Source organism: Marinobacterium maritimum, from assembly GCF_039523155.1.
GTDB lineage: Bacteria > Pseudomonadota > Gammaproteobacteria > Pseudomonadales > Balneatricaceae > Marinobacterium > Marinobacterium maritimum.
The window spans coordinates 105,403-123,867 of record NZ_BAAAET010000002.1; the positions used below are offsets into that span (position 1 = coordinate 105,403).

Here is an 18,465-nt window from a genome sequence, read left to right on the forward strand (position 1 = left end):
TTCAGTCCAGCAGCTTGTCAAATTGCAGCATACGTTCGGCAATGCGTTCATTGTCGATTTTATAGCTGCCATCCTCGATGGCGGCCTTTATCTGGGCGACTCGGTCGGTGTCGATATCGGAGCTGCCCTGAGCATTTTCCGAGCGCTGGAGTGCCTGGGCAGTATCGCTGATACGGACGGTATCGCTCTGCCCTGACGGTGTGCTCTGTACGGCCGAAGCCTCTGCACGCGGAGCTTGGTCGGCTGCCTGCTCGTTGACTTTGCCGCGGTTACCAGCCGTTTGCACGGAAGATAGGCCGGGAAAATCGATAGCCATGTTCAATTACCTCGCAATCAGTTCTATGCAAGGGTATCGGGCGCCTTGGCAAAAACTTTAAACTTTTTTGTCAATGATCAATAAACGCTCACAGTATAACGGAAAGGACGGATAGCGGCGAATATGGGGTCAGGGAACCTGCACCCGGCCCGAAGCAGTCACCCGAGCGCGAACCTTGATCCCTGAGCGGTTGTTGGTGACATCGATAGTCTCACCGATACGGCCGTTTTCTTGGGCGGTACCTTCCGTCCTGATCAGCACACCGCCACGCCGGGCTTCGATGGTGACCGCGTCGCCACGGCTGATGGCGTTGGCCTGGGTCAGCATACGCGGAGTGATGACGGTGTCGGCGCTGATGCTGATGCGGGCCAGGTGTCCGCTGACATCCTGCTGGCGCTGGAAATAGTCTCCCCTTAGTGATGAGATATCCTGCTCGCGCAGCTGCAGCATGCTGGCACGAATGCGACTACCCTTGATGATCGGGTTGGCAGCCATGACGACGGGCTTGAATACCTGGGCCTGACCGGTCACGAACAGGCTCCAGCGAGGCTGGTTGCAGCCCACTTTGGCTGTGATGCGGGATCCGCTGTGAAAGGGCAGGTCCACGCTCAATGGGTGGCCGCAGGGGGGGAAGTCCAGTTGCCGGTTGATCGGGTTCAGCTGCACCTCGGTGCGGCTGTCTGGCACTTTGTCACCAAAGTGTTGTTTAATGGCTGCAGTTACCTGTTGCCTGATCTGGGTCGATGTATTGTCGGCTCGTGCCGAAAAGGGGTGCATTAATGCGCCGGTTATGGCAAAAACAGCGGCAACAGATGTTAAAGTATGTGTATTCACGCGGGCGTCCTGGCGAAAAGGCCGGGATGAACTCATCGTTAGTGACCTCGGGGTTGGTTAGATCATGTCAGGGATCCTGGATACTGTAAACCTGCGTACGCAGATGGTAGGGCAGAACCGTTTGGAACTGCTGCTGTTCGGACTGGAAACCAGTCAGAAATACGGCATCAACGTGTTCAAGGTGCGAGAAGTACTGCAGTGTCCCGAGCTGACCGAAGTGCCGCGCCAGACATCGGCGATCAAGGGGATGGCCCATATCAGAGGCGAGACCATCCCGGTACTCGACCTGTCCGAGGCGATCGGTCGTCGCCCCATTCCGGAGGAGGATCTGCCAAAGACGTTCCTCATTGTGGCCGAGTATAACCGTCGCACACTGGCATTCATGGTGCGCAAGGTTGATCGTATCCTGAATACCCAGTGGGACCAGATCATGGCGCCGCCGAAAGAGATCGGTAACGAGAATTACCTGACGGCGGTGTTCGAGTACGAGAACAAGCTGGTTGAGATTCTGGATGTAGAACAGATCCTGGCCGATCTATACCCCATGGCAACCGACGTTAGCGATGAAGTGGCTACTACGGAAGTGCGCGAAAAGGCCCGCGAGCACAATGTCCTGATCGTCGATGACTCCGCCGTGGCACGCAAGCAGATGCAGCGCAGCCTGGAGGATCTCGGTGTCAAGGTGTCGGTGGCCAACAACGGCCGTCAGGCACTGGATCTGCTGAAGGAGTTGCTGGACAAGGATATCGATGTCGAAGAACTGTTCCTGATGGTGATCTCCGATATCGAGATGCCGGAAATGGACGGCTATACCCTGACCTCGATGATCCGCGAGGATCAGCGCATGTCCGGCCTGCATGTGGTGCTGCACACTTCGCTCAGTGGCGGTTTCAACGTGTCCATGGTGAAAAAGGTTGGGGCCGATGGTTTCCTGGCCAAGTTCAACCCCAATGAACTGGCCGGTGTCGTGGTCAATCGCATTCGCCAGATTGAGCAGGGATAAGGGAGCAGGACTGAGTGACTAGCGGGTTCAGTATTACGCCGGAGGAGTTCCGGGAGTTCAGCAGTTTTCTGGAAAAAAACTGCGGGATTCTGCTGGCGGAGCACAAGCAGTATCTGGTGCAGAGCCGGCTCGGCAAGATCATGCAGCAGCAGGAGTGCAAGAACCTGAGGGATCTGGTGACACGCCTCAACCGCCCGGGTGGTGGTCTGCTCAAGGAGCAGGTGATCGATGCCATGACCACCAACGAAACGCTCTGGTTCCGTGATGTTCACCCCTACGAAATTCTGAAGGAACGGTTACTGCCTGAGCTTAAGGACGGCAATCGTTTCCAGAAACTGCGCATCTGGTCGGCAGCCTGCTCGACCGGCCAGGAGCCTTACTCGATCAGCATGGTGATCGACGAATTCAAGCAGTCCAGCCCGGGCGCCTTTTCGTCCGGCGAAGAGATTCTGGCGACCGATATCTCCTCCACCGTGCTGGATCAGGCGCGTCGTGGCGAATACGAAATGCTGGCGCTGGGGCGCGGGCTGTCGCAGGAGCGTCTGCACAAGTATTTTGAGTCCCTGCCCAGCGGCAGCTGGACCATCAATGGCAAGATCAAGAGTCGGGTACGCTTTCAGAGTCTGAACCTGCTGGGGCCTTACAGTGCCCTGGGTCAGTTTGACCTGATCTTCTGTCGCAACGTGCTGATCTATTTCTCTTCCGATGTGAAGCTGGAGATTCTGCGCAAGATGCATCGTCAGCTGCGTCCCGGTGGCTACCTGCTGCTGGGGGCTTCGGAGTCCCTCTCCGGTCTGTCCGACCTCTACAAGATGATCCACTGCCGGCCCGGCATCATCTACCAGGCCATCTGACCACGTCTGATACTGATCCGAGCGGCAAGACATGGTTTGGCCTTGCCGCTTTTGCCGGTATGGCCTTGCCGCTTTCTTCTCAGCCTCCGTTCCACCGTTCCCCTGAACCCCAGGTAACACCGGCTATAGCTCCGATTCTCTGAAACTGGCATGTGACTTGCATTCTCTATGGCAAAGCACGTGCGCAAGCATATTCTGGTTTTCGGGAGAGGTAGATGGCGATCAATTTTGATACCGCGTTGGGCGTTCACGATGATGCACTGGCGTTACGTGCCCGTCGTGCCGAAGTGCTGGCCAATAACATCGCCAATGCCGATACCCCCAACTACAAGGCCCGTGATCTGGATTTTGCCGCCGTGCTGGCAGGTCAGGCGGGTGAATACGAGTTGCCGGTAACGCAGACGGAACATGCTCATCAGAACGAGTTTCTGGAGCCGGATATGGCGGCAGACTTGCTGTTCCGTACGCCGCACCAGCCGTCCGTGGATGGTAATACGGTCGAATTGCAGGAAGAGATGGCGCGCTACAGTGATAACGCCATCCGCTATCAGGCATCGTTCCAGTTCCTGAACAGCAAGTTCAAGGGGCTGACCACTGCGATCAAGGGTGAATAAGCATGTCATTGAGTAACGTATTCAATATTGCCGGTTCGGCCATGACTGCACAGACCGTGCGTCTGAATACCACTGCCAGCAATCTGGCCAACGCCGAGAGCGTCAGCTCCAGCGAAGGCGAGACTTACCGTGCCCGCAAGCCGGTATTTTCGGTCAAGTCGATCGAGCCCGAGCAGCTGCCGGAGGAATACCGTTCGCTGATCCCGGGGCAGGGTGTCCAGGTGGATGAAGTGGTCGAAAGTGACGCGCCATTGCGCATGGCTTACGAGCCCAACCATCCAATGGCGGACGAAAATGGTTACGTCTGGTACCCCAACGTCAATGTGGTGGAGGAGATGGCTGACATGATTTCAGCGTCCCGCTCCTTCCAGATCAACGCCGATATTATGAATACGGCCAAACAGATGCTGCAGCGTACGTTAACGCTGGGGCAATAAGGCCGTTGAGAGGATAGCGCCATGAGTAATGTAAACGGCGTCGGCAGTAGCAACGTTTATGAACAGATCAATCAGCTGAACAAAAGCCAGTCCACGCAGACAGACGGCATGTCGCAGGACCGGGAAATGTTCATGAAGCTGTTGATTGCTCAGTTGCAGAACCAGGATCCGACCAGTCCAGCGGATACCTCCGACTTCATGCAGCAGATGTCCACGCTTAGCAACGTGGAGAGTATTCAGAATTTGGCCAGCACCATGGAAACCATGAGCAGCACCCTGATCAGTAGTCAGGCGGCGCTGCAGGCGTCCTCCATGGTTGGGCAGCGAGCATTCGTGAACACCAATATCGCCCAGCTGGCTCAGGATGGCGGTACGGTGGACGGTCTGGTTTCAACCACTGCCAGTGCCAGCGATATTCGCATCTCCATTTATGACGGAGCGGGCAACCGGGTGGACAGAGTCAGCATGGGGGCTATGCCGCCCGGAGATCACAACTTTGTCTGGCAGGCCAGTGAGGGCCTGCCTGCCGGCAACTATCGGATTGTGGCGGAAGCTGCCAGCAGTGTTGATGGCAGCTACGAGGAAGTGGCGACCTACATGGGGTTCAATATTAACAGTGTCACGCTCGGTCAGAACGGTATTGGGATGAAGGTGAATACCAATATCGGTTCCATCAATATGAGTGAAGTGAAACAGCTCGGTTAAGTGAGGTAAAAACCAATGGCAGGTTTTAATACGGCCGTCACCGGTCTGAAAGCATCGACAACCCTTCTGGATGTGGCCGGTAACAACATTGCTAACTCCAGCACCGTGGGTTTCAAGGCTTCGCGCACCGAGTTCGGTGATATCTATGCTACTGCAGTGGTGGGTGCCGGTTCTTCCAACACCCCGGGGTCGGGTGTGACCGTAACCGATATCGCCCAGGATTTCAGTGGTGGTACGATCGAATTCACCAACAGCAACCTGGATCTGGCGATCAACGGTTCGGGCTTTTTCATGCTGGATGACGGTCAGGGTAATATCACTTATACCCGTGCTGGCGCCTTCGAGCTGGACAAGGAAGGCAACATCGTCAGCAAGAACGGCAAATACCTGCAGGGTTACGGGCTGGATGCGTTGGGCAACCAGTTGCCGATTCAGAACCTGGGGGTGACCGATAAGGAAAGCCCGCCCAAGGCTACCGAGCGCATCGGCCTGTCGTTCAACATTAACGACAACAAGGATGCCTCGGATCTGAGCCGGGTATTCAGCAAGACGGATCCGGGTTCCTACACCTACTCCACTACCGTCGGGACATTTGACAGCCTGGGTAACGAACACAGTATTCGCATGTACTTTGCCGAGCAACGGCCGGTCCGCGAAGTCTATGCCTTCGATATGGCAGGTGCGGCCTATGACAGCGTGACGCCGGCCTTCACCTATCCGTCCGGCGCTCAGGAGATGGAGTTGGCCGGGTTGACCTTCGGTGCTGGCTCTGACCTGGAGTTTGATCTGGCGTCGGTAGAGGTTGATATTAACGGTAATGCATATATTCCGTTGACTGCTGATGCCAAGGCGGCGCTGGCGGATGCTAACAGTGGGGATTCGCGTATCGATCCGGACTCGGTGTTCTATGACAATACGAATGGCCGCTTGGTCTTTGAACTCCATGCGGAATATTCCCAGTATGGTGACCCGGTCGTCACAGCGGGTGGTGTTGATCTGACCAATCAGCTGGCGACTCAGGACTCCGAGCGCAGTGCCAGCGAGGTTCAGTCGATCTACCTGAACACCGGTGCGGCCGTGTTCGATCCGACCACCGGCCTGACTCAAGAGACGGTCATCAACGTAGGTGGTAAGGAAATCGTCGTTCCCGTCGAAACCAGCCTGTCGGGATTCGGCGAGCTGATCGATGGCGCAGAGCAGGACATCAAGGACCTTAACCCGGATATCGAAAGTGTGGAATTCATCACCGATGATGGTGAGCCGCGCATCGAAATTACCTGGAAGTCGGAAACGGGTGATCAGTCATTCATCGGGGTCTCCATCAATTCCGGTCTGGATGCGGGGTCTGGTAACGCCCTCTTCGTGGCGAACTCGAATGTGACCACGACAACTCAGTATGCGTGGGAAACCAGTCAGGGCGACAACTCGTTCGTCGGGGCCTACCGGACCTATGCCTTCCTCAACGATACCGAGCAGTTGGATCTCGGTAAGATGCCGGATCCGGGTTCTAACAGCACGTCCAGCAGTGAGGTTGGTCCTATCATGATCAACTTCAACTCTACCACCGGTATTCTGGAGAAGGTCAATGGAGAGGATGTAAGCTCCAGCGGGCTGGCACCACGAATTACGATTCTGGGCGCAGATCCGGCTAACCCGGATGACAGTGTGTTGGACTCTGATGTCGACCAGTTGGCGGGCGTTCAGTTGGATATTTCCGGTTCCAGCCAGTTCGCCTCTGAATCTATCGTTAAAAGTCAGTCTCAGGACGGCTATACCAAAGGTGACCTGATCGGTGTCAGCTTTGCTGAGACCGGTGAAATGGTTGCCAGCTACAGTAATGGTCAGCGCGCTAACCTGGGCCTGGTGGCGGTTGCCACATTTGAGAACCAGGATGGTCTGCAGCCCAATGGCAATACCGAGTGGATTGCGACCCTGTCGTCTGGTAACGCGATTGTGAACCCGCCGGGTACCGGTTTGAACGGTACCCTGCGCTCTGCGGCGCTCGAACAGTCCAATGTGGATCTGTCGGCCGAACTGGTGAAACTGATTGAAGGTCAGCGCAACTTCCAGGCGAACTCCAAGACGCTGGAAACGCTGAATACCGTGACACAGGCGATCCTGCAGATCTGATCAGGCGGTTTTCATCTTCCAGGCCGGGCTTTATGCCCGGCTTTTTCGTTTGTGGCACAACCCTTGCTTAAATCACTGCAGATAATCTGAAACGGCAAGCCTTTACCGGAGCAGTTGATGGACAAGGTTCTCTATGTCGCCATGACCGGCGCACGCGAAAACATGCTGGCGCAACAGGTGCATGCCAATAACCTGGCCAATGCCACCACGACCGCCTTCAAGAGCGATCTTGAGCAGGCCCGCGCCATGCGGGTGCTGGGCGATGGTTTTGAGTCTCGCGTGTACTCCATGAGCGAGCGCCCCGGGACCAATCTGGAAAGCGGCACGCTGATGCAGACCGGTCGTGATCTGGATATTGCCGTCGAAGGTGACGGCTGGCTTGCCGTGCGAGGTCCGGACGGTAGCGAGGTGTATACCCGCAATGGCGGGCTGCAGATCAATGCCGCCAATCAACTGGTGACTGGCAGTGGTTTGCCGGTGCTGGGCAATGGCGGTATTCCGATCGTCATCCCGCCGGCGGAGAATATTTTCATCGCCAACGATGGCACCATCACCATCCGCCCGTTGGGCGAGAATGCCGCCGAGGTCGCGCTGGTAGATCAGCTCAAGCTGGTTCGTCCGCAGGAGGGTGAGCTGTTCAAGGGGCGGGATGGTTTCATGCACACCGATAACGATGTGCCCCTGCCGCAGGCGCTGGATGTGCAGGTTCGCTCCGGTTATCTGGAAGCGAGCAATGTCAACGCGGTGTCTGACCTGACCGCGATGATCAGCCTGTCCCGCCAGTTCGAGATGCAGGTCAAGATGATGAAAACCGCCGAGGAAAACTCATCCGCGGCCGCCAAAATTTTGCAGATGAGCTGATAACGCTTAAGGAGTCTTAACGATGCACGGTGCCTTGCACGTCGCCAAAACCGGCCTGAGCGCTCAGGATACCCAGCTCAAGGTTATTTCCAACAACCTGGCCAACGTCAGTACGGTCGGCTTCAAGAAAGACCGGCTGGAGTTTGAAGATCTGCTCTACCAGATTCGCCGTCAGCCCGGTGCGGCAACCGGGGAAGACTCACAGCTGCCCTCCGGGCTTCAGCTGGGCAGTGGTGTGCGCACCGTTGGCACTCAGAAGCAGTTCCATACCGGGGATATGCAGATTACCAATCAGACATTTGATGTTGCCATCAACGGTCGTGGTTTCCTGCAGGTGCAGCAGCCCAATGGGGATATTGCTTACACCCGCAATGGAGAGCTGCACCTGGACGGTGAAAGCAGGCTGGTGACGTCTGAAGGCTATCTGATCGAACCCGCCATTACCCTGCCGGGTGAAGTGACCAACTTCTCGGTGGGTAATGATGGCACGGTTACTGTTACGGTCGCAGGTGACCCTAACCCACAGGAACTGGGCCAGCTGGAACTGGCGGATTTCGTCAATCCTCAGGGGTTGCAGGCGATCGGTCAGAACCTGTTCATTGAAACCGCTGCCAGTGGTGCACCCATTGTCGGTGTCGCCGGTGAAGAGGGGCGCGGCATCCTGAAGCAGGGCATGCTGGAAGGTTCCAATGTTAATGCCGTGGAAGAACTGGTGGACATGATCACCACCCAGCGGGCCTACGAGATGAACTCCAAGGTCATCTCGACCGCGGACGAGATGCTGGGCTACGTCAGCCAGCAGCTGTAATGAGTTGAGCAGGGGATGATAACGATGAGAGCGGGTATGCGGACTCTGGTAGTGGCGGCAGCGGTGATTCTTACCGGCTGCGTCAACAAGGCGCCCAAGCCGGATAATCCCTATTATGCGCCGATTCAGCCTGCGCAGATGCAGCATCCCCAGCCGGTAACCGGGTCTATCTATCACGCCGCGACCAGCATGGATCTGTACAGCGATGGCCGTGCTCATCGGGTTGGTGACATCATCACCGTGGTATTGACCGAACGTACCCAGTCGTCCAAGACAGCGTCTACCACCGTGGACAAGAGCAACGATATGTCGATCGGTGCGCCCAATGTGTTGGGACGTGACCTGAGCGTGTTTGGTAATCCGCTGAGTGCTTCAATGAGTTCCAACTCGGCCTTTGATGGCGAAGGCAGCTCCGACATGAGTAACAGCCTCAACGGCAACATTACCGTCACCGTGCATCAGGTTTTGCCCAACGGCACCCTGTTGGTACGCGGTGAAAAATGGCTGACGCTGAATCAGGGCGACGAGTACATCCGCATCAGTGGCCTGGTGCGCAAGCAGGATGTAGGGCCGGACAATACCGTTGAATCCACGCGCCTGGCCGATGCCCGTATCACCTACAGTGGCACCGGGGCGACTCATGACTCCAATGTGATGGGATGGCTGACACGCTTCTTTATCAGCCCCCTGTGGCCTTTCTGAGGTAACACCGATGGCTAAACTGCTGCAATTGATGCTTCTGTCGCTGGTCGCCATACTGGCAACACTGCCGGCACAGGCGGAGCGGATCAAGGATATTGCCAGCGTGGCGGGTGTGCGTGCCAACCAGTTGGTCGGCTATGGTTTGGTGGTCGGTCTTGACGGTACCGGTGACAAGACCAGCTTTACCTCGCAGACCTTTCGCAACATGCTCAACAACTTTGGCGTCGCAATCCCGGCCAATGTTGACCCCAAATCCAAGAACATCGCGGCGGTCGCCATCCATGCCGAACTGCCGCCTTTTTCCAAGCCGGGCCAGACCATCGATATCACCGTATCCACCATTGGCGATGCCAAGAGCCTGCGTGGCGGCAGTCTGCTGATGGCGCCGCTGAAAGGCGCTGACGGCAATGTCTACGCCATCGCTCAGGGCAATCTGGTGGTGTCCGGCTTTGGTGTCGAAGGCAATGACGGCTCGCGTTTGTCGCTCAACGTGCCCAGCGTGGGCCGCATCCCCAACGGTGCCACCGTCGAGCGCACCGTGCCCAACGCCTTCGCCCAGGGTGACAGTCTGATGTTTAACCTGAACCAGCCGGACTTCACCACTGCACGTCGCGTCGCCGAGCAGATCAACAGTCTGCTGGGGCCGGAGATGGCGATGGCGCTGGATGCCGCGTCCATCCGTGTGCGTGCACCGCGCGACCCGTCACAGCGGGTCTCTTTCCTGTCCGTACTGGAAAACCTTGAGGTGGACCCGGGACAGGAGGTGGCCAAGGTCATCATTAACTCGCGTACCGGCACCATCATCATTGGCCAGAATGTACGTGTGTCGCCGGTGGCGATTACTCATGGTGGTCTGACCGTAGCGATCAGCGAGAACCTGGATGTGTCTCAGCCCAATGTATTGGGCGGTGGCCAGACGGTCGTCTCGCCGCGCAGCGATATCGAAATCGAAGAAGGCTCAGGTCGCATGTTTGAATTTGCACCGGGCGCCACACTCAGCGATATCGTTGAGGCGGTCAATCAGGTCGGTGCCGCACCGGGTGACCTGATGGCGATTCTCGAAGCACTCAAGCAGGCTGGTGCCCTGAAAGCGGAACTGGTGGTGATCTGATGGCGATCAAGAGTGGATTCGACCCGTCCTCGCCCAGTCTGTTTACCGATCTGAATCAGCTGCAAAAGCTGAAAGGGCAGGCGCAAACGGACGAGCGGGCCGCGCTCAAGGGTGTGGCACAGGAGTTTGAGCAGCTGTTCATGAACATGATGCTCAAGACCATGCGCCAGGCCAACGATGTGCTCGCCACCGACAGCCCGTTCAACTCCAGTGACGTCAAGTTCTACCAGGAGATGTTCGACCAGCAGCTGACGCTGGACCTGTCGAAAAAGGACAGCATCGGACTGGCCGACATTATCGTCAAGCAGCTGAGCCAGAAGCTGGATGCGGTGCCCCGGGCGGATACGGATGGTGACGATGACCTGCAGGATCGTTCGTTGACCGAGCAGATGCTGAACCGGGCACTGGTCAGTGGGCCGGTGACCCAGCCGGCAGGTCTCCCTTACAGCGCACCGGTCGCTGACGCTTCGTCCGTGACTGATGAACGGGTCGCCGAGGACGTCGAGGGCGTCGCGGCCAAGGGCGCTACTGATGAAGGCGCGGGCGATGAAGCGCTGCCGGCACGTTTCGAATCTCCGGATCAGTTTATCGAGCAGCTGCTGCCACTGGCGGAAAAGGCCGCCGAGGTGCTGGGGGTAAACCCTTCGGTGCTGCTGGCGCAGGCCGCACTGGAGACCGGCTGGGGCAAGTTTGTGACCCGAGATGCGGCCAGTGGTCAGAGCAGCCGTAACCTGTTCAATATCAAGGCGGATAGCCGTTGGCAGGGCGAGGCGGTACAGGTGCAAACGCTGGAATACCGCGGCGGCGTGCCCGAGAAAGAGCAGGCGCGTTTCCGGGCCTATGACAGTTACGCGGACAGCTTCAATGATTACGTCGATTTTCTGCGCAGCAACTCTCGCTATCAGCAGGCGCTGGAAAGCGGCACAGACCCGAGCCGGTTCGTGCGAGAGCTGCATAACGCCGGCTACGCCACCGACCCTGAGTATGCCAGCAAGATCGAGCGGATTTTCAATGGTGAACTCTTGGCCGGTTTGGGGCGCAGGGCTCAAGAAAGTTGAGTTAGAGCCGATACAAACGGAATAGAGTCAAACGGGCGCAATAGGGCCGTCTGGGAGAGTAAAAATGAGTTCAAGTATCCTTAGTATTGGTGTTCAGGCGCTCAATGCCAACCAGACGGCACTGTCCTACGTTGGTCAGAACATCGCCAACGTGAATACGGAAGGTTATACCCGCCAGACCGTACAAATGAGCACCCAGCAGCCGCCTGTGCTTGGGGTTGAAGTCACCGATATCAAACGCATGACCGATATGTTTATGGTCAGGCAGGTTTGGGCCGATACCTCTACTTTCAGCAGTAACGAAGCGTATAGCCAGAAGATTGCCCAGCTCGATAGCCTGTTGGTGTCGGATGCTACTAGCCTATCTACCTCGATGGACAGCTATTTCGCATCGCTGCAGCAGGTGGTTGACGATCCTCTGTTTATCGCCAACCGAGAACTGTTTCTGGCAGAGGCTGACTCGCTCGCCAACTCGTTCAACAGTTTTGACAGTAAGCTGCGCAGTCAGTCGGATCTGGTTAACACCGAGATTCGCAGTATGGTGGATAGCGTCAACTCGATCACCGAAAACATTGCATCGTTGAACGTGCAGATCGGGAAATTGGAAGCCGCAGGCCAGAACTCCAATAGCTTGCAGGATGAGCGCGATCTGCTGGTCAAGCAGCTGTCTGGATACGTCACCGCCAATGTCACTTCACAGGACGGCGTCACCTACAACGTGACGATGGGGACGGGGCAGCCACTGGTGATCGGTAACAGCGCTGCCAAGCTCGATGTGCGCAACAGTGCAGCAGACCCCACCCAGATCGATATTTTCATGTCCAATGCCAGCGGTGTGGAAGCACGGGTCACCAATCAGCTTGGCAGTGGTGCGATTGGCGGTTTGGTGCAATATCGTGACAATGTTCTGCAGCCGACCATCAGTGAAATCGGTCGTCTGGCGATCGTGTTCTCTGAAACGATGAACCAGCAGCACCGCAAGGGGATGGATCTCAATGGCGAGATGGGTCAGGACCTGTTTGCGCCGATTAAAACGGGCCAGGTCACGGCGCATGCCGACAACGAAAGTAAAGGGGTTTCGACCCGCGTCGACTTTTACAACGTTGAGGAACTGACCGGTAGTGACTATCGGTTTGATGTGACCGGGATCGATACCTACAGGGTCACGCGGCTCAGTGATGGCGCGAAGTTCAACCTCGATGACATGAATGTGGTGACCTCCAGCGCGGACCTGCTGGCTGCCGAGCAGGCCGGGAATACTCCGGTCTATTTCGAGGACACGGTTAACGGTACGCTCCAGGTCAGCATGGACGGTATGACGTTTACGCTTAAGGGGAACAAGGCCACAGGGGACAGCTACCTTATACAGCCGACCCGTACCGGTGCCCAGTTGATGGATGCAGAGCTGACCAACCCGAAAATGCTGGCGCTGGCGTCGCCCTTGAGAGTGGAACCGGCAACGTCGAACAGCGGTAATGCGGAAGTGACGTCCATCACGATCACCAATGCCGAGGATACCTCTCCGTTACGTGCCGGGGATGCAATCCTGCCGCTGGAAATCGTGTTCAATGCTCCGGACGCCACCGGGCAGATCACCTATACCGTGTATGACAACCGTGATCCGGATAACCCTGTGGCAATGACCGGAATGGAAAACCTGCCCTATACGGCAGGTGAGCCGATTACCTTTGAGACCGATGGTTACGAGGTGGTACTGGAAAACCAGCCGGAGCCGGGTGATCGCTTTACCATCGAATTCAACACCGATGGCTACTCGGACAACAGCAATGCCTTGGCCATGTCCGATTTGCAGGACAAGCGCCTCGTCAACGGCTTCAGCTATCAGGATACCTACGGCCAGATGCTGGCCAAGGTTGGTACCCAGGCGAGTAATGCGGAAGTCGCCTATACCGCCAGCAGGGCTGTGAAGATCTCCAGCGAAGATGCGCTGCAGAGTGTGGCCGGTGTCAACCTGGATGAGGAAGCGGCGCGTCTGGTGCAGTACCAGCAGGCATACTCGGCCGCTGCCCAGATCATCTCGGCCTATCAAACCATGTTCGACAGCCTCATCAGCGCCGTACGGAGTTAATCATGCGTATATCAACAGGTCAGATCTTCTCCAATGCGAACCGTAACATGCTGGAGAACCAGAGCTCTCTGGTTGATATTCAGGACAAGATCTCCAGTGGCAAGAAATTCACCTCGTTGGCCGAGGATCCGGTGGGGGCTAACCGAGTGGTATCACTCAAGCGTGAACTGGCCCAGCTGGACATGTTTCAAAGCAATATCGATGCCTCCCGGCGCCGTCTGGAGCTCGAAGAAACAACACTGGATAACCTGAATATCGCTTCGGACCGAATGAGAGAGCTGATCCTTCAGGCGGCGAACGGGACTCAGGGGCAGGCCGATCGCGAGATCATTGCGACCGAATTGGAAGAGCTAGTTGAATACGCTGCCGGTTTGATGAATACCCAGGATGCCAAAGGTGAGTATCTGTTCTCGGGATCCCGTGGCAATGCCCAGACCTATGTTGAGGAGGACGGGCGTTATACCTATCAGGGTGATGCAACGACACGGTCAATTCAGATAGCCAGCGCACTCTATGTGGAATCGACGGATGCCGGTCAGTCTCTGTTTGAGTCGATCAATGGCGAGCCCGGGTTGAGAGCCACCGGCGCGGCTCGGGGAGCCTTTGATGCTGACAGTCTTGAGATAGGGGATAAGGATGCCTTTGCTCAGCTGATGCGCACGACCGGTGACATGAGTATCGAGGTGCAGCAGCCGACACCCACCACCTACAGCTTTACGCTGAGAGACAGTGCGGGCAACGTGATCAATGACGTCAATGGCAACCCGCTGCAGGATATTGCCTATGACGGCACGGCGGTATCGACAGTCGAGCTGGAGGGCGTGACCTTCGAACTGGATCTGCCTATTGGTGCCAGCTATCCGGGGGACGGGGAGGCGCTCAAGCTCAGTTATGAGCAGCCGCAGAGCAATATTCTCAACGAAATGATGGATACCATCGAGATGATGCGGAACCCGACCATGGGCAGTGAAGAACTCAAGGCTCAGCTGGATGAGCGTTTTGCGATGACGCTGGACCAGTTGGACGAGTCTCAGGAGCGTCTATCAGAGTCCATCTCGGCCATCGGCTCTCGCCTGAACAAGCTGGAAGATGCCGAACTGGCCAATACCGATTTCAAATTGATGACGGAAGGGACCCTTTCGGCGGTACAGGATCTGGATTACGCCTCGGCATCCACCGAACTGGCTAAGCGCAAGCTTGCGCTGGAAGCGGCATACGCCAGCTTTGGCAAGATTCAGGACCTGAGCCTGTTCAATTACATTCGCTAATGATGGCTCAAAGCCCGCCATAGGCCTGGCGGGCTTTTTTACGTGCACTCAGTTTGTTGTATTCCTGGCTGGTCTGTTCGCGCTGCTGCTCAAGCAGAGCCACCGTCTCAGCTTCCAGCTGGCGAGACTGTTCGATCAACGGGCGCACCTGTCGCAGACTGTTTTCATCCAGAGGCTGCCGGCTCTCCTGATCCAGTGCGGCCACCAGTTGTGCACGTTGCTGTTGCAGCGCTTCCAGCTCATGTAGCTCACCTGTTGCGACACAATCCTTAAGGGCTCGTGTTGCCTGCAGCAATGACAAGGCATGTTCAATAATTGGCTTCATATAACTCATTGTATTGTTGAAGGGAAGTTGGCTACAAGCATGTAATGGCGAGCCCCCTTGTCCTATTATGCAATGACCTGAATCGCTATTAACCTGGAGGCCCCTGAGTAATGAAAATACTGGTCACCGGCGGGGCTGGCTTCATAGGCTCAGCATTAATCCGTTACCTCATTGAATCGACCCCTCACAGGGTAGTCAATATCGACAAGCTGACCTATGCCGGGAATCTTCTGAATCTCGTCAGTGTACAAGGCTCCAGCCGTTATTGCTTCGAACAGATTGATATCTGTGATCGACAGGGGCTGACCAGGACTTTTGAACAGCATCAACCCGACCTTGTCATTCACCTGGCAGCTGAAAGTCACGTCGACCGATCGATTGATGGCCCGGCTGCGTTCATGCAAACCAACATCGTCGGGACCTATACCCTGCTGGAGGTGGTCCGAAGCTACTGGCAGCAGCAACCCGAAAACAGGCAGCGGGCCTTCCGCTTTCACCATGTGTCCACCGATGAAGTCTATGGTGACCTGCCACACCCGGATGACGATCCGCAGGCGTGCGAGCAGCTCTTCAGGGAAGAGACGGCCTATGCGCCCAGTTCACCCTACTCGGCCAGCAAGGCCAGTTCGGACCACCTGGTAAGGGCCTGGGCGAGGACCTATGGGTTGCCGGTGCTGGTGTCAAACTGCTCCAACAACTATGGTCCCTGTCAGTACCCGGAGAAGCTGATTCCGCTGATGATCCTGAACGCTGTCAGTGGCAAGCCATTACCCGTCTATGGTGCAGGCGACCAGGTTCGTGACTGGCTCTACGTGGACGATCATGTCAGGGCGCTATATGCGGTGGCTACGCGGGGTATTGTTGGCGAAACCTACAACATCGGTGGCCACAACGAGAAAAAAAATATCGAAGTCGTCGAGGTGATCTGCGACATACTGCAGAGGCTGCTGCCCCCGGTAATATCTCCCACTCACATGCCCGAAGGTGTCAGCCAATATCGGGACCTGATTCAACATGTCGAGGACAGGGCCGGCCATGATCGGCGTTATGCCATTGATGCCGGAAAAGTTCAGCGCACTCTGGGCTGGGTACCAGAAGAAACATTCGAAAGCGGGATTGAAAAGACGGTGCGCTGGTATCTGGACAATCTCGAATGGTGTCAACGCGTCGTTGACGATAACCAGCCTGCGTGAACAGGAGAGCAGTGATGAAAGGTATCATCCTCGCAGGAGGCAGCGGTACACGCCTCTACCCGATTACCAAAGGAGTGTCCAAGCAGCTCTTGCCCATTTACGACAAGCCGATGGTCTACTACCCGTTGTCTGTCCTGATGCTGGCTGGAATCCGGGAAATTCTTCTCATCACGACTCCCGAAGATATCCACAGCTTTGAACGGCTGCTGGGAGATGGCAGTGAGTTTGGCATAGAGCTGAACTATGCCATTCAGCCAAGCCCGGACGGCTTGGCCCAGGCTTTTATTATCGGTGAAGACTTTATCGGCGATGACAGGGTATGTCTGGTGCTGGGCGATAACATTTTTTATGGCCAGGGCTTCACCCCCAAGCTGCGTGAAGCGGCTGCCCGTACGCAGGGAGCGACGGTCTTCGGCTATCAGGTGAAGGACCCGGAACGGTTTGGTGTCGTGGAGTTTGATGCGGACTATCGCGCGATTTCCATTGAGGAAAAGCCGCAACAGCCCAAATCGAACTATGCCGTTACCGGCCTCTATTTCTATGACAATGAGGTTATCGAAATCGCCAAGTCTGTTGTTCCGTCGCATCGGGGGGAGCTGGAGATCACCAGTATCAACCAGGTTTACCTCCAGCGTGGTACCCTGAATGTAGAACTTCTTGGGCGTGGTTTTGCATGGCTGGATACGGGCACCCATGAGAGTCTGCTGGAGGCCGCACAGTTTGTGGAAACCATTGAAAAGCGGCAGGGTTTCAAGATCGCCTGTCTTGAAGAAATTGCCTGGCGGCAGGGTTGGATTTCAGACCGGGATGTCCTGATGGCCGCGGAACGGCTGTCGAACAGCATTTATGGTCGATACCTGGAACGAGTTGTAACCTTATGAACATAGATCTGTCACCTATCAGCCAGTATTACACCAGAAAAATTGCGGAACACGGGGCCAATGCAAAAGGAGTCGACTGGAAGGATGAGCAGGGACATGCGTTAAGGTTTGAGCAGTTTCTGCCCCTGTTCAAGACAGAAACCAGGTTCTCGCTGAATGACCTGGGTTGTGGCTACGGTGCCCTCTATGGCTATCTGAAGTCCAAGGGGTATGAGGTAGCCTATAGCGGCTATGACATATCGGAAAAAATGCTGGTGGAGTGCCTTAAGGCCTACCCGGATACCGATATGCAGCTGACCAAGTCCGCCAGCATACTGCAAAGTGCGGACTACTCTGTTGCCAGTGGCATCTTCAACGTACGTCTGGATATGGATGACGGGGCATGGAGTGAATATGTCGAGAGTGTTCTGGATAACCTGTTCGAAAATAGTAAGAAGGGATTCGCATTTAACTGCCTGACCAGTTATTCAGACGAAGACAAGAAAAGACCCGACCTTTACTATGCAAACGCTCTCGATCTTTTCCACTTATGTAAAACCAAGTATTCAAGAAACGTATCACTTATACATGACTATGAGCTATATGAATTCACCATAATGGTCAGGAAATAACATGAATAAAAAGCTAGTCATATTTGGATGTGGTGATATAGCAGAGTTGGCTCTTTACTATTTTAGTAAAGATTCCGAATATGAGGTTGTTGCATTTACAGTTGATAATGAATACCTGACAGACGAAAAATTTTGTGAGCTTCCAGTCGTTGCATTTGAAAACCTATCGGAACATTATCCACCAGCAGATTATAAATTATTTATAGCAGTAAGTTATTCGGGGCTTAATGGAGTTAGAGAAGAAAAATATGAAGCGGGGCTCAAGAGGGGGTATAGTTTTGCAAGTTATATAAGCTCCTATGCGACCGTGCTGAGTGATAGAATAGGTGATAACTGCTTCATACTTGAAGATAATACGATTCAGCCTTTCGTATCTATCGGGAACAACGTAACGCTTTGGAGTGGTAATCATATTGGTCATCATTCGAGGATTGAAGACCATTGCTTTATTACATCACATGTCGTGATATCGGGTGGCGTTGTCGTTAATAAGAACAGCTTTATTGGTGTTAATTCAACATTAAGGGATCATATAAAAATCGGTGTGGCCAATTTAATAGGTGCGGGATCGATTATCATGAATGATACCGAAGATTTCGAAGTATACGTGCCAGAAAAGACAAGCCCGAGAAAAATAAGATCGGATAAGTTGAAAAGGATCTGAA

At 55.3% G+C, this 18,465-nt stretch carries 20 protein-coding genes; 17 read left to right on the plus strand and 3 right to left on the minus strand.

What is annotated here, in order from left to right; translation table 11 throughout:
• Position 1 precedes the first annotated feature (1 nt).
• Positions 2-316: a flagellar biosynthesis anti-sigma factor FlgM gene (flgM, locus tag ABD013_RS06860; RefSeq protein WP_343804233.1), complete on the minus strand. Its 315-nt coding sequence runs from the start codon at positions 314-316 to the stop codon at positions 2-4.
• Positions 317-445: 129 nt separating this feature from the next.
• Positions 446-1,186 (minus strand): flagellar basal body P-ring formation chaperone FlgA, encoded by a 741-nt coding sequence (gene flgA / locus ABD013_RS06865; RefSeq protein WP_343804236.1) that lies wholly within the window; start codon positions 1,184-1,186, stop codon positions 446-448.
• Positions 1,187-1,214: 28 nt separating this feature from the next.
• Here flgA and ABD013_RS06870 point away from each other — a divergent pair, with 28 nt between their 5' ends.
• From ABD013_RS06870 to flgL, 13 genes are all read left to right on the plus strand, one after another.
• Positions 1,215-2,153 carry a chemotaxis protein gene (locus tag ABD013_RS06870; protein ID WP_343804238.1) on the plus strand — a complete coding sequence of 313 codons (939 nt, stop codon included), beginning with the start codon at positions 1,215-1,217 and terminating at the stop codon, positions 2,151-2,153.
• A gap of 14 nt (positions 2,154-2,167) precedes the next feature.
• Positions 2,168-3,007, plus strand: coding sequence for a CheR family methyltransferase (locus ABD013_RS06875; RefSeq protein WP_343804240.1), 840 nt, complete (start codon positions 2,168-2,170; stop codon positions 3,005-3,007).
• A 215-nt stretch (positions 3,008-3,222) separates the two neighbouring features.
• Positions 3,223-3,621 (plus strand): flagellar basal body rod protein FlgB, encoded by a 399-nt coding sequence (gene flgB / locus ABD013_RS06880; RefSeq protein WP_343804243.1) that lies wholly within the window; start codon positions 3,223-3,225, stop codon positions 3,619-3,621.
• Between the two features lie 2 nt (positions 3,622-3,623).
• On the plus strand, positions 3,624-4,058 hold the full coding sequence (gene flgC, locus ABD013_RS06885) for a flagellar basal body rod protein FlgC (protein WP_343804246.1): 435 nt from the start codon (positions 3,624-3,626) through the stop codon (positions 4,056-4,058).
• A gap of 21 nt (positions 4,059-4,079) precedes the next feature.
• On the plus strand, positions 4,080-4,763 hold the full coding sequence (locus ABD013_RS06890; RefSeq protein WP_343804248.1) for a flagellar hook capping FlgD N-terminal domain-containing protein: 684 nt from the start codon (positions 4,080-4,082) through the stop codon (positions 4,761-4,763).
• Between the two features lie 15 nt (positions 4,764-4,778).
• Complete coding sequence (locus tag ABD013_RS06895; protein ID WP_343804250.1) at positions 4,779-6,893, plus strand: flagellar hook-basal body complex protein; 2,115 nt, start codon at positions 4,779-4,781, stop codon at positions 6,891-6,893.
• A gap of 117 nt (positions 6,894-7,010) precedes the next feature.
• Positions 7,011-7,754 carry a flagellar basal-body rod protein FlgF gene (gene flgF / locus ABD013_RS06900; protein WP_343804252.1) on the plus strand — a complete coding sequence of 248 codons (744 nt, stop codon included), beginning with the start codon at positions 7,011-7,013 and terminating at the stop codon, positions 7,752-7,754.
• Positions 7,755-7,776: 22 nt separating this feature from the next.
• A complete protein-coding gene (gene flgG / locus ABD013_RS06905) occupies positions 7,777-8,562 on the plus strand; it encodes a flagellar basal-body rod protein FlgG (RefSeq protein WP_343804254.1) in 786 nt (261 codons plus the stop codon).
• 36 nt (positions 8,563-8,598) lie between these two features.
• Complete coding sequence (gene flgH / locus ABD013_RS06910) at positions 8,599-9,264, plus strand: flagellar basal body L-ring protein FlgH (protein WP_343804256.1); 666 nt, start codon at positions 8,599-8,601, stop codon at positions 9,262-9,264.
• Between the two features lie 10 nt (positions 9,265-9,274).
• Entirely contained in the window at positions 9,275-10,375 is a 1,101-nt protein-coding gene (locus tag ABD013_RS06915; protein ID WP_425543395.1) for a flagellar basal body P-ring protein FlgI, read from the plus strand.
• Positions 10,375-11,433: a flagellar assembly peptidoglycan hydrolase FlgJ gene (flgJ, locus tag ABD013_RS06920; RefSeq protein WP_343804259.1), complete on the plus strand. Its 1,059-nt coding sequence runs from the start codon at positions 10,375-10,377 to the stop codon at positions 11,431-11,433. The genes ABD013_RS06915 and flgJ overlap by 1 nt, the downstream gene beginning before the upstream one ends.
• Before the next feature lie 64 nt (positions 11,434-11,497).
• A complete protein-coding gene (flgK, locus tag ABD013_RS06925; RefSeq protein ID WP_343804261.1) occupies positions 11,498-13,522 on the plus strand; it encodes a flagellar hook-associated protein FlgK in 2,025 nt (674 codons plus the stop codon).
• Between the two features lie 2 nt (positions 13,523-13,524).
• A complete protein-coding gene (flgL, locus tag ABD013_RS06930; RefSeq protein ID WP_343804263.1) occupies positions 13,525-14,790 on the plus strand; it encodes a flagellar hook-associated protein FlgL in 1,266 nt (421 codons plus the stop codon).
• A gap of 7 nt (positions 14,791-14,797) precedes the next feature.
• Here the strand turns inward: flgL and ABD013_RS06935 are convergent, their stop codons facing one another.
• Positions 14,798-15,115 (minus strand): flagellar protein FliT, encoded by a 318-nt coding sequence (locus ABD013_RS06935; protein WP_343804265.1) that lies wholly within the window; start codon positions 15,113-15,115, stop codon positions 14,798-14,800.
• Between the two features lie 110 nt (positions 15,116-15,225).
• On the opposite strand from ABD013_RS06935, the gene rfbB reads away from it, so the two are divergent.
• From rfbB to ABD013_RS06955, 4 genes are read left to right on the plus strand one after another with little or no spacing between them, the layout of a single operon-like run.
• Positions 15,226-16,308: a dTDP-glucose 4,6-dehydratase gene (rfbB, locus tag ABD013_RS06940; RefSeq protein ID WP_343804268.1), complete on the plus strand. Its 1,083-nt coding sequence runs from the start codon at positions 15,226-15,228 to the stop codon at positions 16,306-16,308.
• Positions 16,309-16,322: 14 nt separating this feature from the next.
• Positions 16,323-17,189: a glucose-1-phosphate thymidylyltransferase RfbA gene (gene rfbA, locus ABD013_RS06945; protein WP_343804270.1), complete on the plus strand. Its 867-nt coding sequence runs from the start codon at positions 16,323-16,325 to the stop codon at positions 17,187-17,189.
• Positions 17,186-17,800: a class I SAM-dependent methyltransferase gene (locus tag ABD013_RS06950; protein WP_343804273.1), complete on the plus strand. Its 615-nt coding sequence runs from the start codon at positions 17,186-17,188 to the stop codon at positions 17,798-17,800. The genes rfbA and ABD013_RS06950 overlap by 4 nt, the downstream gene beginning before the upstream one ends.
• Before the next feature lies 1 nt (position 17,801).
• Entirely contained in the window at positions 17,802-18,464 is a 663-nt protein-coding gene (locus ABD013_RS06955; RefSeq protein ID WP_343804275.1) for an acetyltransferase, read from the plus strand.
• Position 18,465 lies beyond the last annotated feature (1 nt).